Origin of the sequence: Novosphingobium sp. NPDC080210, from assembly GCF_050281025.1 — a bacterium.
Taxonomy (GTDB): Bacteria; Pseudomonadota; Alphaproteobacteria; order Sphingomonadales; family Sphingomonadaceae; genus Novosphingobium.
This window is the reverse complement of the sequence record NZ_JBNNWL010000004.1, coordinates 54,198-68,737: the sequence shown is the minus strand read 5'-3', so window position 1 is coordinate 68,737 and position 14,540 is coordinate 54,198. Positions and strand designations below refer to the sequence as shown.

18 protein-coding genes are annotated in these 14,540 nt (G+C 64.6%); 8 read left to right on the top strand and 10 right to left on the bottom strand.

All coding sequences use genetic code 11. From position 1 onward, the window contains the following. Positions 1-14: 14 nt before the first annotated feature. Entirely contained in the window at positions 15-1,271 is a 1,257-nt protein-coding gene (locus ACQKOE_RS12045; protein WP_427513002.1) for an aspartate kinase, read from the bottom strand. 78 nt (positions 1,272-1,349) lie between these two features. On the opposite strand from ACQKOE_RS12045, the gene ubiG reads away from it, so the two are divergent. From ubiG to ACQKOE_RS12030, 3 genes are all read left to right on the top strand, one after another. Continuing rightward, a complete protein-coding gene (ubiG, locus tag ACQKOE_RS12040; protein WP_427513001.1) occupies positions 1,350-2,084 on the top strand; it encodes a bifunctional 2-polyprenyl-6-hydroxyphenol methylase/3-demethylubiquinol 3-O-methyltransferase UbiG in 735 nt (244 codons plus the stop codon). 202 nt (positions 2,085-2,286) lie between these two features. Beyond that, positions 2,287-2,817: a hypothetical protein gene (locus ACQKOE_RS12035; RefSeq protein WP_427513000.1), complete on the top strand. Its 531-nt coding sequence runs from the start codon at positions 2,287-2,289 to the stop codon at positions 2,815-2,817. 94 nt (positions 2,818-2,911) lie between these two features. Beyond that, a complete protein-coding gene (locus tag ACQKOE_RS12030) occupies positions 2,912-3,676 on the top strand; it encodes a transporter (RefSeq protein WP_427512999.1) in 765 nt (254 codons plus the stop codon). On the opposite strand, the gene ACQKOE_RS12025 is transcribed toward ACQKOE_RS12030, so the two are convergent. From ACQKOE_RS12025 to ACQKOE_RS12010, 4 genes are read right to left on the bottom strand one after another with little or no spacing between them, the layout of a single operon-like run. Then, positions 3,658-4,176, bottom strand: a complete 519-nt coding sequence (locus ACQKOE_RS12025) for an AAA family ATPase (protein ID WP_427512998.1) — start codon at positions 4,174-4,176, stop codon at positions 3,658-3,660. The genes ACQKOE_RS12030 and ACQKOE_RS12025 overlap by 19 nt on opposite strands. After that, positions 4,173-4,790 (bottom strand): nicotinamide riboside transporter PnuC, encoded by a 618-nt coding sequence (pnuC, locus tag ACQKOE_RS12020; RefSeq protein ID WP_427512997.1) that lies wholly within the window; start codon positions 4,788-4,790, stop codon positions 4,173-4,175. The genes ACQKOE_RS12025 and pnuC overlap by 4 nt, the downstream gene beginning before the upstream one ends. After that, positions 4,787-5,134 (bottom strand): arsenate reductase, encoded by a 348-nt coding sequence (locus ACQKOE_RS12015; protein ID WP_427512996.1) that lies wholly within the window; start codon positions 5,132-5,134, stop codon positions 4,787-4,789. Before ACQKOE_RS12015 ends, pnuC begins: the two co-directional genes overlap by 4 nt. Next, entirely contained in the window at positions 5,131-5,442 is a 312-nt protein-coding gene (locus tag ACQKOE_RS12010) for an antibiotic biosynthesis monooxygenase family protein (RefSeq protein ID WP_427512995.1), read from the bottom strand. Before ACQKOE_RS12010 ends, ACQKOE_RS12015 begins: the two co-directional genes overlap by 4 nt. A 56-nt stretch (positions 5,443-5,498) precedes the next feature. Here ACQKOE_RS12010 and aroC point away from each other — a divergent pair, with 56 nt between their 5' ends. After that, entirely contained in the window at positions 5,499-6,566 is a 1,068-nt protein-coding gene (aroC, locus tag ACQKOE_RS12005; RefSeq protein ID WP_427512994.1) for a chorismate synthase, read from the top strand. Between the two features lies 1 nt (position 6,567). Further along, positions 6,568-6,861, top strand: a complete 294-nt coding sequence (locus tag ACQKOE_RS12000) for a hypothetical protein (RefSeq protein ID WP_427512993.1) — start codon at positions 6,568-6,570, stop codon at positions 6,859-6,861. A 108-nt stretch (positions 6,862-6,969) separates the two neighbouring features. On the opposite strand, the gene pheT is transcribed toward ACQKOE_RS12000, so the two are convergent. The 5 genes from pheT to rpmI all read right to left on the bottom strand — a co-directional run bounded on the left by pheT (position 6,970) and on the right by rpmI (position 12,222). Beyond that, the gene (gene pheT, locus ACQKOE_RS11995; protein WP_427512992.1) at positions 6,970-9,360 is read right to left on the bottom strand and encodes a phenylalanine--tRNA ligase subunit beta; all 2,391 of its coding nucleotides are present in this window, start codon (positions 9,358-9,360) and stop codon (positions 6,970-6,972) included. Next, positions 9,357-10,454 (bottom strand): phenylalanine--tRNA ligase subunit alpha, encoded by a 1,098-nt coding sequence (gene pheS / locus ACQKOE_RS11990; protein WP_427512991.1) that lies wholly within the window; start codon positions 10,452-10,454, stop codon positions 9,357-9,359. The genes pheT and pheS overlap by 4 nt, the downstream gene beginning before the upstream one ends. A 128-nt stretch (positions 10,455-10,582) precedes the next feature. Further along, positions 10,583-11,560 (bottom strand): helix-turn-helix domain-containing protein, encoded by a 978-nt coding sequence (locus tag ACQKOE_RS11985; protein ID WP_427512990.1) that lies wholly within the window; start codon positions 11,558-11,560, stop codon positions 10,583-10,585. A gap of 85 nt (positions 11,561-11,645) precedes the next feature. Continuing rightward, entirely contained in the window at positions 11,646-12,005 is a 360-nt protein-coding gene (rplT, locus tag ACQKOE_RS11980) for a 50S ribosomal protein L20 (protein ID WP_374588886.1), read from the bottom strand. 13 nt (positions 12,006-12,018) lie between these two features. Continuing rightward, positions 12,019-12,222, bottom strand: coding sequence for a 50S ribosomal protein L35 (rpmI, locus tag ACQKOE_RS11975; RefSeq protein WP_067536462.1), 204 nt, complete (start codon positions 12,220-12,222; stop codon positions 12,019-12,021). 225 nt (positions 12,223-12,447) lie between these two features. Here rpmI and purU point away from each other — a divergent pair, with 225 nt between their 5' ends. The 3 genes from purU (at position 12,448) to ACQKOE_RS11960 (ending at position 14,470) form a co-directional block, all read left to right on the top strand. Continuing rightward, the gene (gene purU, locus ACQKOE_RS11970; protein ID WP_427512989.1) at positions 12,448-13,302 is read left to right on the top strand and encodes a formyltetrahydrofolate deformylase; all 855 of its coding nucleotides are present in this window, start codon (positions 12,448-12,450) and stop codon (positions 13,300-13,302) included. Between the two features lie 75 nt (positions 13,303-13,377). Further along, positions 13,378-13,938, top strand: coding sequence for a YqgE/AlgH family protein (locus ACQKOE_RS11965; RefSeq protein ID WP_427512988.1), 561 nt, complete (start codon positions 13,378-13,380; stop codon positions 13,936-13,938). A 79-nt stretch (positions 13,939-14,017) separates the two neighbouring features. Next, positions 14,018-14,470, top strand: a complete 453-nt coding sequence (locus tag ACQKOE_RS11960) for a MaoC family dehydratase (protein ID WP_427512987.1) — start codon at positions 14,018-14,020, stop codon at positions 14,468-14,470. The last annotated feature ends 70 nt before the right edge of the window (positions 14,471-14,540 follow it).

Here is a 14,540-nt window from a genome sequence, read left to right as displayed (position 1 = left end):
CCGGCGCTGATTTCTTATTCGGCGTCGAGCTCGTAAGCGGTGTGAAGGACGCGGACGGCCAGTTCGGTCTCGTCCTCGTCGATCAGGACCGACACCTTGATTTCCGACGTGCTGATCGCCTGGATATTGATCCCGCGATCGGCCATGGCCCGGAACATGGTGGCGGCAACGCCCGCGTGGCTCTTCATGCCGACGCCGACGACGCTGATCTTGGCAACCTTGGCATCGGTGATGATGCGGTTGAAGCCAATCGCTTCCTTCTGCGCTTCCAGCAGGGTCTGCGCGCGCAGCAGGTCGGCGCTGGGGACCGTGAAGGTCACGTCCGTCTCGCCCTTGTCGCGGCCGACGTTCTGGATGATCATGTCGACGTTGATGTTGGCGGCGGCCAGCGGGCCAAAGATCGTCGCCACGGCGCCCGGACGGTCCGGAACGCGGGTGAGGATGACCTTGGCTTCGTTCTTGTCGGCGGCGATGCCGGTGATCAGCTGGCTTTCCATGTCCAATCCTTCAAGTTCTTCGTCGCTGACAATCATGGTGCCGGGAATTTCGTCGGCGGGGGTGGCATCGTCGTCAATGAAGCTGGAGAGCACCTGGACGCGCACTCCTTCCTTCATGGCGAGGCTGACCGAACGGGTCTGCAGCACCTTGGAGCCGACCGAGGCCAGTTCCAGCATTTCCTCGTAAGTCACGTACTTCAGCTTGCGCGCCTTGGCCACGATCCGGGGATCGGTGGTGTAGACGCCGTCCACGTCGGTATAGATGTCGCAGCGGTCCGCGCCGATGGCAGCGGCGACGGCAACTGCCGAAGTGTCCGAACCGCCGCGGCCCAGCGTGGTCACGCGGCCCCCATCGGTTACGCCCTGGAAGCCAGGAATAACGGCGATTTCGCCAGCGGCCATCGAGGCAAGCAGCGCTTCGCTGTCAATCGAACCGATGCGGGCCTTGGCATGGGCATCGTCGGTGTGGATTGGCAATTGCCAGCCCAGCCACGACCGCGCCTTGCAGCCCAGGGCTTGCAGTGTCAGGGCCAGAAGGCCGGAAGTGACCTGCTCCCCGCTGGCCACGACAACGTCATATTCTGCCGGATCGTAGAGCGGGTTTGCCTCGCGGCAGAAGTTCACCAGGCGGTCGGTCTCGCCCGCCATGGCCGAAACGACCACGGCAACTTCATGTCCGGCTGCCTGCTGACGCCGCACGATATTGGCCACCCGGCGGATCCGTTCAGACCCGGCCATCGAGGTGCCACCGAATTTCATCACGATGCGGGCCACGCGTTCCCACCCTTTTTCGTAATAATCTTGCCCGCAGAACCCCTCGCCCTGCAGCGGGCGCCCTGTTAGGGAGGGTGCATGGGTAATGCAAGTTCCGGAACGACCATCAGGGCCGAAGAAGCCGCTCATTTTGGCAAGCTGGCGCAAGATTGGTGGGATCCCAAGGGGTCATCCGCCATGTTGCACCGCCTCAACCCCGTGCGGCTGGCCTTTTTGCGCGATGCGATCGACGCGCACTGGCAGGGCGATTCGCGGTCGGTTCGTCCCTTGGTCGGCAAGCGCGCGCTGGATGTGGGCTGCGGCGCCGGGCTGCTGTGCGAACCGCTGGCCCGGCTGGGCGCGGCGGTGACAGGCGTTGACGCCGCGGCAGAGAACATTGCTGCCGCCTCCGCCCATGCCGCTGGTGGCGGCCTGTCCATCGACTATCGCTGCGGCGACGTGGCGGAGCTGGGCCTTTCCGGTTTCGATCTGGTCACCTCGATGGAAGTGATCGAACACGTTGCTGACAAGGCCGCATTCCTCAGCGCCTTGGCAGCCGCACTTGCTCCGGGCGGACTGATGGTCCTGTCCACGCCGAACCGCACCGCCAAAAGCCGCCTGCTGATGGTGGAGGCGGCAGAACGCATCGGCATGGTCCCGCGTGGCACGCATCACTGGGAAGATTTCATTACTCCTGAAGAACTTAGCGTCATTCTGGAAGATATTGGCCTGAAAATGCACGCGCCAAAAGGAATTGCCTGGGCGCCTGCAAAAGGCCTGCATTTGTCCGAGGATCTGTCGCTGAACTACATTGCTGTGGTTACACGCGCCTAGTTCAACCGATTAACCACCCTGCTGCAACTTATCCGAAGTTAAGCACAGTTTGTGGCAGGCAAATTTACTTAAGGGATCATTCGGGCTTCCTCCGACTTGTTTACCGTGCCCCGCAACGGGAGGTTCAGCATCGCCGCCTGAAAAGCGTTGAGCGGGACCACTGCGGGAAAAAGCAAATGCGGTCGCAAGATGGAGTGAACCTATGAAGAAGAGCACATGGCCAGCACTGCTGGTGGCAACTGCGATGGTCGGGTCGATCCCGGTGATCGCAGTGGCGCAGGATGCGCCGCCGCCGCCGCCGGCACCGGCTCCCACGCCTACGTCTGTTACCACGACGACCACGGAAACGACCGAACCCACTGCCAATGGCAAGGGCGCGACGGTTCTGCGGACGCGTGACACCACGACCACGACGACTACCAACCCCGATGGCACCACCTCGACCACGACGGACGGGGTGAACTCGGTCCAGACCGTCACCACGCCCAGCGGCAACGTGACGCGGATCACCAAGACCACCGATGCGAACGGCGAAACGGTGACTTCGGTTGAGCATGAGCGGGCCGACCGTCCGACTGCCAGCGACCGCGCTGAACGGGCCGACAAGGCCGACCGTCCGGAAAAGGCGGAACGGGCTGAGCGTCCGGAGCGGCCGGAGCGTCCTGAACGCGCGGAACGTCCGGAACGTCCCGAGCGCCCGGAACGGCCGGATGCACCGGGCCGCGGCGGCTAAAGAACGAGGCTAAGGCAAAGCGCCGGCCACGAGGGAAAGCTCGTGGCCGGCTTTGCTGCATTCGGCAGCAACACAAAGAAACAGGGAGCATACCATGAAGAAGAACTTCCATAGCGCAGCGGCATTTGCCGCGCTCGCGGCAGCGGCTTTCGCCATGCCTGCCCAGGCCGAGGACTACGTGCAGTTCAGCCTTGGCGCGGACTATTCCAATGGCGATTATGGCACCACGCCCGACACCGATATTCTGGCCATCCCGGTGGGCTTCAAACTGAAGCAGGGAGATTTCTTCGTCCGCGCCTCGCTGCCGTGGCTGCGGGTCGAAGGCCCGGCGGTTCCGGGGGATGGCGGCGCGATTCCCGGCGCTGGTCCGACCACGTCGCGCAGCGGCATTGGCGACTTGTCGCTGGCGGCAGGATACTCGTTGCCGGTCGGCGACACGACCTTCTTTGACCTGACCGGCAAGGTGAAACTGCCGACCGCGTCAGAAGAGAAGGGCCTGGGCACCGGCACGACCGACTTCACCGCCGAGGCCGAACTGACCCAGATGTTCGGGGACACTTCGGTCAGCGTGCGCGGCGGTCGCCGGTTCAACGGTTCAACCGCAGCCTTCCCGCTGGACGACGTCTGGCAGGCTGGTGCGGGGATCTACCACACCACTGACCAACTGACTCTGGGCCTGGACTATGACTGGCGCGAAGGGGCCCTGCCGACCGCGCCGGATCGCAGCGAACTGACCGGCTCCATTGGCTTCAAGCTCAACGAAAAGTTCCGCTTGCAGGGCTATGCCTATACCGGCCTGAGCGACGGCAGCCCCGATCTGGGCGGCGGGCTCCAGCTGGTCTACCGCATCGGCACCTGAATCTCTGCCAGAACCTGGCGCACCTGGGCCTCACGCTCGGCCCAGGTGCCGCCAATTCTTTTGTAGGGTACGCCCGTGCGGACCAGCATATCCTCCGCCACGGCGGCGAAGCGGGCGCGTTCGGCAGTGCTGCCGAAAAAGCGGGTGCCGTCCTCGATCCAGGGCACGTCGGCTTCGAACAGCAGATAGAGATCGGCCTTGGGATAAGCGAGAAGCTGGGGCGGCACCGTCCCGAACAGCATTTCCGCCCAGGCCGCCGTCATCAGCGGATCGGTGTCGAGCAGCGCCAGGCTGGCGCCTTGTCCCTCAAGTTGCCGGACCCGCGCCTCGTGCCCCTCGGCAATCGCCAGCAGGTCGGGCAGCGTGAATTCCGTGCCGAAGGTTTCGGCATATTCGCGCCCGTATTCCGGCACCCAGGGCAGGCGCAGTTCGGCCGCCAGCTTTTCGGCCAGCACCGACTTGCCCGTGCTTTCCGCACCGTGAAAGCAGACCCGCTTCATGCCGCAGCAAGCGCCGGAGCCACGCGCTGCCGCCGCTCCGCCGCGATCCATTCGCGCAGGCCGAACAGGCTCATCACCAGCATTCCGGCATAGAGTCCCGCCGTGGGATAGAGCCCGCGGTGAATGTAGAGCGTGACTGCCGCGACATCGACCGCGATCCACAGCACCCAGTTTTCGATCCGGCGATAGCCCAGCAGGATCTGCGCCGCGACACTGGCCCCGGCAATCGCGCTATCGGCAAAGGGCATGACGGCGTTGGTATAACGGTGCATCAGCCAGCCGAGGTTGATGCTGAGCGCCGCCGTGACTGCCAGCCAGACGAGGCGGCTGCGCCAGTCCAGCCAGCGCACGGGAACGCGGCTTTCGCCCTGTCCGGGCTCTTGCGAGCGGCGCCACAAGGCCCAGCCCCAGACATTGGCGAGGATGAAAAAGACCTGGAGCCCGCTTTCGGCATAGAGCCGGTTTTCAAAGAAGATCAGGACGTAGAGCGCAACCGAGGCAATCGCGAAGGCAAAGTTCCACTGCGAACGGAAGATCAGCAGCGCGATGTTGATCACGCCCAGGATCGCCGCCACCCATTCGAGCGCGCCAAGGGTGGCCTGGTCCAATGTCATCCCAGTGCCGCCGCCCAGTCCGCTTCCTTGAAGCCGACCAGCAGGCCGCCCGGATGTTCAAGGATGGGCCGCTTGATGCAGGACGGATTGGCCAGCATCACGGCAATCGCCCTGGTCTGGTCCAGGTCGGCCTTGTCGGCATCGGGCAGCTTGCGAAAGGTCGTGCCCGCGCGGTTCAGGACCTTGTCCCATCCGGCTGCTGCGCACCAAGCGGCCAGCTTGCCCGCATCGGCTCCTGTCTTCTTGTAATCGTGGAAGGCATAGGGAATCGCACGCGATTCCAGCCAGGTGCGGGCTTTTTTCACGGTATCGCAGTTCGGTATGCCGTAGAGGGTGATGGTCAAGATTGCGGCCTTTCATAGCTGCGCACGCGCACGTCGGCGCAGGAATAGAGGGTGTAGCCGTCGTAGTAATCGCTGCGGCCCCGCGCCTGGACGCGGGCGTGATCGGGGTGGCTGCCCCAGGCGCGGGCGGCTTCCTCGCTCTCCCATTCGGAGATGGCGACCACTTCGCCGTCTTCCGCCACGAAGCCCTTGATCGAAAGGAACCCTGGCTGGCTGCGCGCCAGTTCCTCCATCCGGGCGTTGTCCGCCTGATAGGTGGCAAGGTCGATGTCGGGCCGTTTGCGGTTGCGAAAGACGGTCAGGTACATGGCGGCTTCCTAAACCGGATATGGACAGCGGCGCAATCACGCGCCAAAGCCGCATCATGTCGATCAACACCTTTGGCCGTCTGCTGCGTTTCACCACCTGGGGCGAAAGCCACGGGCCGGCACTGGGCGCAGTGGTCGATGGCTGCCCGCCCGGACTGGAAATCAGCGAAGCGGCGATCCAGCCGTTCCTTGACGCGCGCCGTCCCGGCCAGTCCAAATTCACTACCCAGCGGCAGGAACCGGACGCGGTCCGCATCCTGTCCGGGGTGTTCGAAGGCAAGACCACCGGGACGCCGATCAGCCTGATGATCGAGAATGTCGATCAGCGGTCAAAGGACTATTCCGAAGTGGCCAAGGCCTATCGCCCCGGCCATGCCGACTATGCCTATGACGCCAAGTATGGCTTCCGCGACTATCGCGGCGGCGGGCGCAGTTCGGCCCGCGAAACGGCGGCGCGCGTGGCGGCAGGGGCCGTGGCGCGGCTGGTGATCCCGGAAGTGTCGATCCTGGCCTATGTCTCCGAAATTGGCGGCGACGCGATCGACATGGCCAATTTCGATGCGGCGGAAGTGGGCAACAACCCGTTCTTCTGCCCCGATGCCCAGGCCGCCAAGCGCTGGGAAAAGATCGTCGACGATGCACGGCTGGCGGGTTCCTCGGTGGGTGCGGTGGTGGAATGCGTTGCCACCGGCGTTCCGGCAGGCTGGGGCGCGCCGCTTTATGGCAAGCTGGACGCAGATCTTGCCGCCGGCATGATGGGAATCAACGCGGTCAAGGGCGTTGAAATCGGCGATGGCTTTGCCGCTGCCCGCCTGACTGGTGAAGGCAATGCCGATCCGATGCGGCCCGGCGCTGGCGCTCCGGAATTCCTCGCCAATCATGCCGGCGGGATTGCCGGCGGGATCAGCACCGGCCAGCCGGTGGTGGTGCGCGTGGCGTTCAAGCCGACCAGCTCGATCCTCACGCCCCAGCAGACCATCACCCGCGATGGCGAGGCGACCGAGATGTTTACCAAGGGCCGCCATGACCCCTGCGTCGGCATTCGCGGCGTACCGGTGGTCGAGGCAATGATGGCGCTGGTCCTGGCCGATCACAAGCTGCTGCACCGGGGGCAGTGCGGCTGAAATGGCAGTCTACTTCGCGCTGATCCTGGTCTTTGTCGGGCTGCTGTGGTGGTTCAACGGTGCGCGGCAAAAGCGGCTGGACGCCGATCCGGCGCAGCAGCGGCTGGCGCAATTGCTGGCCAGCGCGGCCACCGGGCGCGGAGCCACGCGCGAACAGGTGCTGGGCCACCTGAATGCGATTGCAAAGGGCAGCGCTGACCGCCGGGTGCGCCTGACTCACGCGGTCATGCTGGTCCGCAGCGAGGCCGCGCCGGACCTGTACGAGAAGGTTCTGGCTTTCTCGCGCGGGATCTGAACCCGAAGCCAGCCCATCCACGCCCGCTTGCCCTTCCGCGCCAACGCGTGACGCAGGAAAGGCAGTCCTTCGACAAGCTCAGGACGAGCGGGGTTTTGGCCTTGTGGCTTAACCCCGCAGCACCGCGCCCAGCTTGGCCGCCGCAGCGGTTACGCGCTCGGCAATCGCTTTCAGCTCGGCCTCGTCATAGCTCTTGTCGCCGGGTTGCAGCGTGACTTCGACGGCCAGGCTCTTCTTGCCTTCCGGCACACCTGCGCCGCGGAAATCGTCGAACAGGCGGACCGCAACGATGTTGGCCTTGTCCGCGCCCTTGACCGTGCGGACCAGGTCGGCGGCGGGCAGGGCTGCGTCGACCAGGAAGGCAAAGTCGCGCTTTACCGCTTGCAGGGCGGGCGGAGCATAGGCGCTGCGGGCAAAGCCGCTGCTCTTGCGGGCCGGAATGGCATCGAGGAACAGCTCCACCGCTGCCACCGGCACACCCACGTCAAACTGCTTGAGCAGAGCCGGGTGCAACATGCCGAAGCGGGCCAGGACCGTCTTGGGCCCCAGGCGCAGAGTGGCGGACTGGCCCGGGTGGAATTGCGGACCGGCTTCGCCCATCACTTGCAGGTTGTCGACCGGTGCACCGGCTTCGGCCAGCAGGGCCAGGGCTTCGGCCTTGGCGTCGAAGGCATCGAAGCCTTGCGCCTTGCCGCTGGCCCAGCCGCGCGGGGTCTTTTCACCCGCCAGGACCAGGCCCAGCGTCAGGCGCTCGTCGCTGTGTCCGCCTTCGCCGCGCAGATAGCGGCGGCCCAGTTCGAACAGGCGCAGCCCCGCCGCGCCGCGATCGACATTGCGGCGCACGGCGGAAAGCAGGCCCGGCAGCAGCGAGGGGCGCATGGCCTTCATGTCTTCGCTGATCGGGTTGGCAAGGGTCCAGACCGCGCCATTGCCATCGTTGAAGGCGGCGGCATCGGCTTCGGGGAGGAAGGACCAGGTCACCGCTTCATGCGCCCCGCGCGAAGCGGCGGCACGGCGGACCTTGCGTTCCAGTTGCTGCACCGGGGTTGCTGTCGGCCGGGCCACGCCATCGGTGCGCGGCAGCGGCGTGCTGGCGATATTGTCCAGCCCGTGGATGCGGACCACTTCCTCGACAATGTCGGCCGCGCCATCGACGTCGGGACGCCACGAAGGGACGATCACGTTCCACCGCGCATCGCTGGCAAAGCCCAGGGCGCGCAGGGTGGCGCGCTGCTGATCCTCGGCAATGGCCACGCCGCCCAGGCGCTCGGCCAGGGCCGGATCGTATGGCACGACCTTGGACCCCTGCGGCGCTTCTCCGGCGCGGATGATCTCGCTCGGTTCGCCCCCGCAGATTTCCACGATCAGCTGGGTCAGCAGGGCCAGACCCTTGTCGAGGAAGGCCGGATCGACCCCGCGTTCGAACCGCTGGCGCGCATCTGAAGTGAGGTTGAGCTTGCGCCCGGTGTCGCCAATCCGCTCCGGATCGAAGTAGGCCACTTCGAGCAGGACGTCGGTCGTATCCTCGGTGCAGCCGGAATGCTCACCGCCCATGATCCCGGCAATGTCGTGCACGCCCTGGTCGTCGGCGATGACGGTCATCGACGCGGCGAGGGTATATTCCTTGCCATTCAGAGCCAGCACGGTTTCGCCGTCGCGCGCGCGGCGGGCGAAGATCGCGCCGCTCAGCTTGGCAAGGTCATAGGCATGGGCCGGACGCCCATAGGCCAGCATCACATAGTTGGTGATGTCGACCAGGGCAGAGATCGGGCGCTGGCCTGCGCTCTTCAACCGGTCCTGCAGCCACTGCGGGCTGGCGCCATTCTTCACTCCTCGAATGACGCGGCCGTGGAATGCGGGGCACCCTTCGGGATCGTCGGTGCGGATCGGCAGGGGGCAGGGGAACGATCCCGCCACGTCCTGCACGGCAATCGGCTTCAGCGCGCCGAGGCCTGCCGCAGCGAGATCGCGGGCAATGCCGTAAACGCCCATGCAGTCCGGACGGTTCGGCGTGATCGCGACGTCGAACACCGGGTCGGCCCCGTGATATTCGGCAAAGGGCGTGCCGATCGGCGCGTCGGCGGGCAGTTCAATGATCCCGCTGTGATCGTCGCCCAGTTCCAGCTCGCGCGAGGAGCACATCATGCCGTTGGATTCGACGCCGCGGATCGCGCTCTTCTTCAGCTCGAAGCCGCCAGCAGGAACGACCGCGCCGGGCATGCCGAGCACGCCGACCAGGCCGGCGCGGGCATTGGGCGCGCCGCAGACGACCTGCAACGGATCGCCTTCGCCGGTATCGACGGTAAGCACTTGCAGCTTGTCGGCATTGGGATGGCGTTCGGCGGTCAGCACCTTGGCGATGCGGAAGCCGGACAGGCGGTCAGCGGGATTTTCCACCCCTTCGACTTCCAGGCCGATGGCGTTCAGCTTGGCGGAAATCTCCTCAACCGAAGCTTCGGTTTCGAGGTGGTCCTTGAGCCAGGTCAGCGAGAACTTCATGCCCGTGCTCCCACGCCGGCGGAAAGGGTGGGAACATCCAGCGGCGAAAAGCCATAGTGCGCCAGCCAGCGCACGTCCCCGTCAAAGAAGGCGCGCAAATCGTCCATCCCGTATTTCAGCATCGCGAGGCGGTCCACGCCCACGCCAAAGGCAAAACCCTGCCACTCGTCCGGATCAAGCCCGCCTGCGGAAATGACCTTGCGGTTGACCATGCCCGAACCGAGCAGTTCCATCCAGCCGTGGCCCGGCGCATCGCCGCTGCCGCCCAGCACGCGCTTTCCGTTCACCAGGGCAAAGCCGACGTCGACTTCGACCGAAGGTTCGGTGAAGGGGAAATAGCTGGGGCGCAGGCGCAGGACGATGTCCTCGCGCTCAAAGAAGGCCTTGAGGAAGGTTTCCAGCGTCCACTTCAGGTGGCCCAGGGTAATGCCCTTGTCGATCACCAGCCCTTCGACCTGATGGAACATCGGGGTGTGGGTGGCATCGCTGTCCGAGCGGTAGACGCGGCCCGGCGCGATGATCCGGATCGGCGCACCCTGAGCCAGCATGGCGCGGATCTGGACCGGGCTGGTGTGAGTGCGCAGCAACATGTCGCGCCCTTCTCCGTCCTTGTCCGGGAAGTAGAAAGTATCGTGCATTGCGCGCGCCGGATGGCTTTCCGGAATGTTGAGCGCGGTGAAATTGTGCCAGTCGTCCTCGATCTCCGGCCCGGTGGCCACGGCAAAGCCCATGTCGGCAAAGATTTCGGCCAGCTCGCCCATCACCTGGCTGACCGGGTGGATCGTGCCGCGCGGGCTTTCCGGCGCGGGCAGCGAAAGGTCAACCGTCTCGCTGGCCAGTTGCGCTTCGAGCGCGGCGTTTTCCAGCGCGGCCTTGCGCGCGGCAAGGGCATCGGTCACCCCTTCGCGCAGGGCGTGAATCTGCGGTCCGGCAATCTGCCGCTCTTCCGGCGACATGGCGCCCAGCGTCTTGAGCAGGCCGGAAATCGAGCCTTGCTTTCCCAGGTATTCGACCCGCAGTTTTTCCAGCGTGTCGAGATCCTGCGTGGCGGCAATGCGCGCCAGCGCTTCTTCACGGGTTGCTGAATGGTCCACGGGCCTGAATTCCACCTGTTGTTGGCAATCGAGCCCCGGCCTTTAGCCAAGCCGCGCGCCAAGTCAAAAGGCCTTTGCTGCAAGTGGCGGGCAAGGGGGCTTTCGTCCGCTTGTCGGGCGCGGACCGTTCAGGGGCGGTGCAGCGCCTGAACGGGCGCGCCGGCCGTAATCGTGCGGGTGCGGGTTGCGGAACCGAGGACGGGATGTTCCAGCGCCGCATAACAGCTTGGGCTCATCCCCATGAACTTCTGGAAATCGCGGACGAAATGGGCCTGGTCGACGTAGTTTTCGTCCAGCGTCTTGATCCAGGTCTGGGTGGGGTCGAGCAGATACTGGGAAAGGCTGCGCAGGAACCGCTGGCGGCGCAGCAACAGCTTGGGTGGGAAGCCAAAAGCGCGCAGGCAGATCCGTTCCAGCGAGCGGGAGGACATGCCGATCTTCTCCGCCAGGTCGGTAACCGAGGCTAGCTCGCTGTCGAACAGGCGGCGGTGGATGCTGCCGATCCGTGGTTCATCTAGCTGCGGCGGGCGGATCGCCAGTAGCTCTTGCATGGTTTGGTCGATCCGCTGGGCCTCTGCAATCGCGTCGGGTTCCTCGCCGAATGTGCGTTCACGCAGCTCCGCGAAAGGTGCGTAAGGGGAATCCGGCGTGCAGGCCAGGGTCCGGTCCGCCATGACATTGGCCGGAGCGTCCATCAGCCGGACCCAGCCGCGCGGCAGGATGCCAACCCCCCAGATCCGGGTTGGACCGTTCACGCGAAACGAGATTGTCCGGCTGGTCGGGCCGGTGCCGACGATGGGCGGAAGGGCATGGAATTCTCCGCCACTGCCAATGCTCCAGTTGCCATCTTCCGAAAAACGGATGTTGGCCCATTCCGGGTGGAGCCAGTCGGTAACCGTCTCGCCGGGACTTACGGCGAATTCGATCAGGTAATAGCTGGAGAAGTAGGGGGCCAGTTCGGCGGATGGCCGGAAGAAGCGGGTGCTGATCGCATCTGCCAGCCCTTGTTTCAGCACCGGTCTGATCCAGTCATCGCCATCGGTCGAGCCTGCGCGCTTACCTTCATGGATGTAAGTAGTGTCGCATAGGCAGGGGCGATCTGGCAAGCGCTTTGTGCTTGCCGCAAAAAGAAAAAGCGCGGGAGACGGACTTGCCGTTCCCGCGCCTTTTGCTTGGCAGTGCTGCTGCGGCTTAGGCCGGCAGGGCAGCCTTGGCCTGGGCGATCACTGCGCCGAACACGCCGCCTTCGTTCATGGCGAGATCGGCCATGGTCTTGCGGTCCAGTTCGATACCAGCCAGCTTCGCGCCGTGGATGAACTGCGAATAGGTCAGGCCTTCGGCGCGGACGGCAGCGTTGATCCGCTGGATCCACAGGGCGCGGAAGGTCCGCTTCTTAACCTTGCGGTCGCGATAGGCGTACTGGCCGGCCTTTTCGACGGCCTGACGGGCAACGCGGATGGTGTTCTTGCGGCGACCACGATAGCCCTTGGCCTGGTCCAGAATCCGCTTGTGCTTTGCTCGGGTGGTAACACCACGCTTGATACGGCTCATGTGCTAGCGCTCCTCAGTTCAGCCCGTAGGGCGCCCACTTCTTGATCGTCTTTGCATCGGCGTCGGAAATGACGTCGGTGCCGCGATTCTGGCGGATGTACTTGCCGTTGTGGCTGATCAGGCGGTGGCGCTTGCCGGCAACGCCGTGCTTCACCTTGCCGGTGGCGGTGAGCTTGAAGCGCTTTTTAACGCCGCTCTTCGTCTTGAGCTTGGGCATTTTCGTCTCCTTGTCGAGACACGTCCGATCCGCCATGGCAGCCCTTGTGGCCAGGCCGATCATCGAATCCGTGTCGGTTGAAGGGGGCGCCCCTAACCGGGATTACGCCCCAAGGCAAGCGATTCGGCCCTGCGCCCATGGTCCGGACCGCGCGCTCCAACCATATTTCACTTGCACATGATGCAAAATCCGCGACTGGGGCTGCGCCAAAAAAGGAATGAACGAATGTCCGATGCCCAGATCCTGACCCTGTCCTGCGCCGATAAGCCGGGGATCACTGCGGGCGTCACCGGCTACCTGTTCGAAAAGGGTGCCAACATCCTGGAAGCGCAGCAGTTCAACGACCAGGACAGCGGGCGTTTCTTCATGCGCGTCGAATTCGATCCGCGCGATGCCGACATCGGCGCGATCCAGGCCGGGTTTGAGCGCATCGCCGCGCCGCACGGGATGGACTGGCAATTGCGGGCCAAGGGCGCGCGGCGCAAGGTGCTGCTGCTGGTCAGCAAGTTCGACCATTGCCTGGGCGACCTGCTCTATCGCACCCGCATTGGCGAGCTGAACATGGAAGTGGTCGGCGTGATCGGCAACCATCCGCAAGAGGCGCTGTCGATCACCCTGCTGGACGGGGTGCCCTATCACCACTTCCCGGTCACCCGCGATACGAAGCCCGCTCAGGAAGCGCAGATCAAGCAGGTGGTCGAGCAATCGGGCGCGGAACTGGTCGTCTTGGCCCGTTACATGCAGATCCTCTCCGACGATCTGGCCGCGTTTCTGTCCGGGCGCTGCATCAATATTCACCACTCGTTCCTGCCCGGCTTCAAGGGCGCCAAGCCCTATCACCAGGCCCATGCGCGTGGGGTAAAGATGATCGGCGCAACGGCGCACTATGTCACGGCTGACCTCGATGAAGGGCCGATCATCCATCAGGACGTGGAAAGCGTGACTCATGCGGATTCGCCGGACGACATGGTCCGCAAGGGCCGCGACATCGAGCGCCGCGTTCTGGCCGAGGCCGTGCACCTGCATCTGGAAGACCGGGTGCTGCTGAACGGGGAAAAGACAGTCGTCTTCCGCAGCTGATCCTGCCGCCGCGTAGTTGCCCTGACTTGCCGAGTGAAGTCTTGTTGTAACTGCGCGGCGTATTAGACTGCCATCATGTCCGAATCCGTATCCCTTGCCGGACGCTTCCTGCTTGCCATGCCGGGCATGGGCGATCCGCGTTTTCGCCGCTCCGTCAATGCGATGATGATTCATGACGAGCAGGGCGCGTTGGGCATCGGCCTGGGCAAGCCTTGCGAAGGGCTGGGCTTTCACACCGTGCTGGAAGACCTCGACATCGACCCCGGCCACGCGCCCGATTGCTATGTGCTGGATGGCGGGCCGGTGGAGCCGGATCACGGCTTCGTGCTCCATTCGACCGACTGGCACAGCGACGAGACGATCATCGCTGGAAACCTGTGCGGGCTGACCGCTTCGATGGAAATCCTGCGCGCCATTGCCGAAGGCAAGGGCCCGCGCCGGTTCGTCGTCGCCCTTGGCTATGCCGGGTGGAGCAGCGGGCAGCTGGAAGGCGAATTACAGCAGCATGGCTGGCAAGTGCTCGATGGCGAGGAAGCGATACTCTATGACACGCGCCCGCGTCTGCGCTGGTCGACCTGCTGGCGCAGGGTGGGCATCGACCCGGCCCTGCTGGCGGGGGAAACGGGCCGCGCCTGACTCTGCAAATCCAGGCCGCCACTGGCCACGGAATCGCCCTGCTGTTAAGGGGTGTCCTGGATAGGAGAGGGTGAGGGCAATGGCAGGACTGTGGTTTGACGAACTGGCGGTGGGACAGCGTCTCGAACACGCGATCCGCCGGACCGTTACCGAGACGGACAACCTGCTGTTCACCACGCTCAGCCACAATCCGGCGCAGCTGCATCTTGATGCCGAATATATGAAGGACAGCGATTATGGCCAGGTGCTGGTCAATTCGTGCTTCACGCTGAGCCTGATGGTCGGCGTCAGCGTGGGGGATACCACATTGGGCACCGCAGTCGCCAACCTGGGCTGGGACGAGGTGCGCTTTCCGGGGCCCGTCTTTATCGGCGACACGCTGAACATCGTGACCGAAGTGATCGAACTGCGCGATTCCAGAAGCCGCCCCGATGCGGGGATCGTGACCTTCCGGCACGAGGCCTATAATCAGCGCGGCGAACTGGTCGCTTCGTGCAAGCGATCCGGGCTGCAACGCAGGAAACCCGCCTGATCGGCGCCGATGCCAGGGTGGCGGTGGCAAACAGCCGAACTTGGCGCGGGCAAGGAATTGCTATTATCGC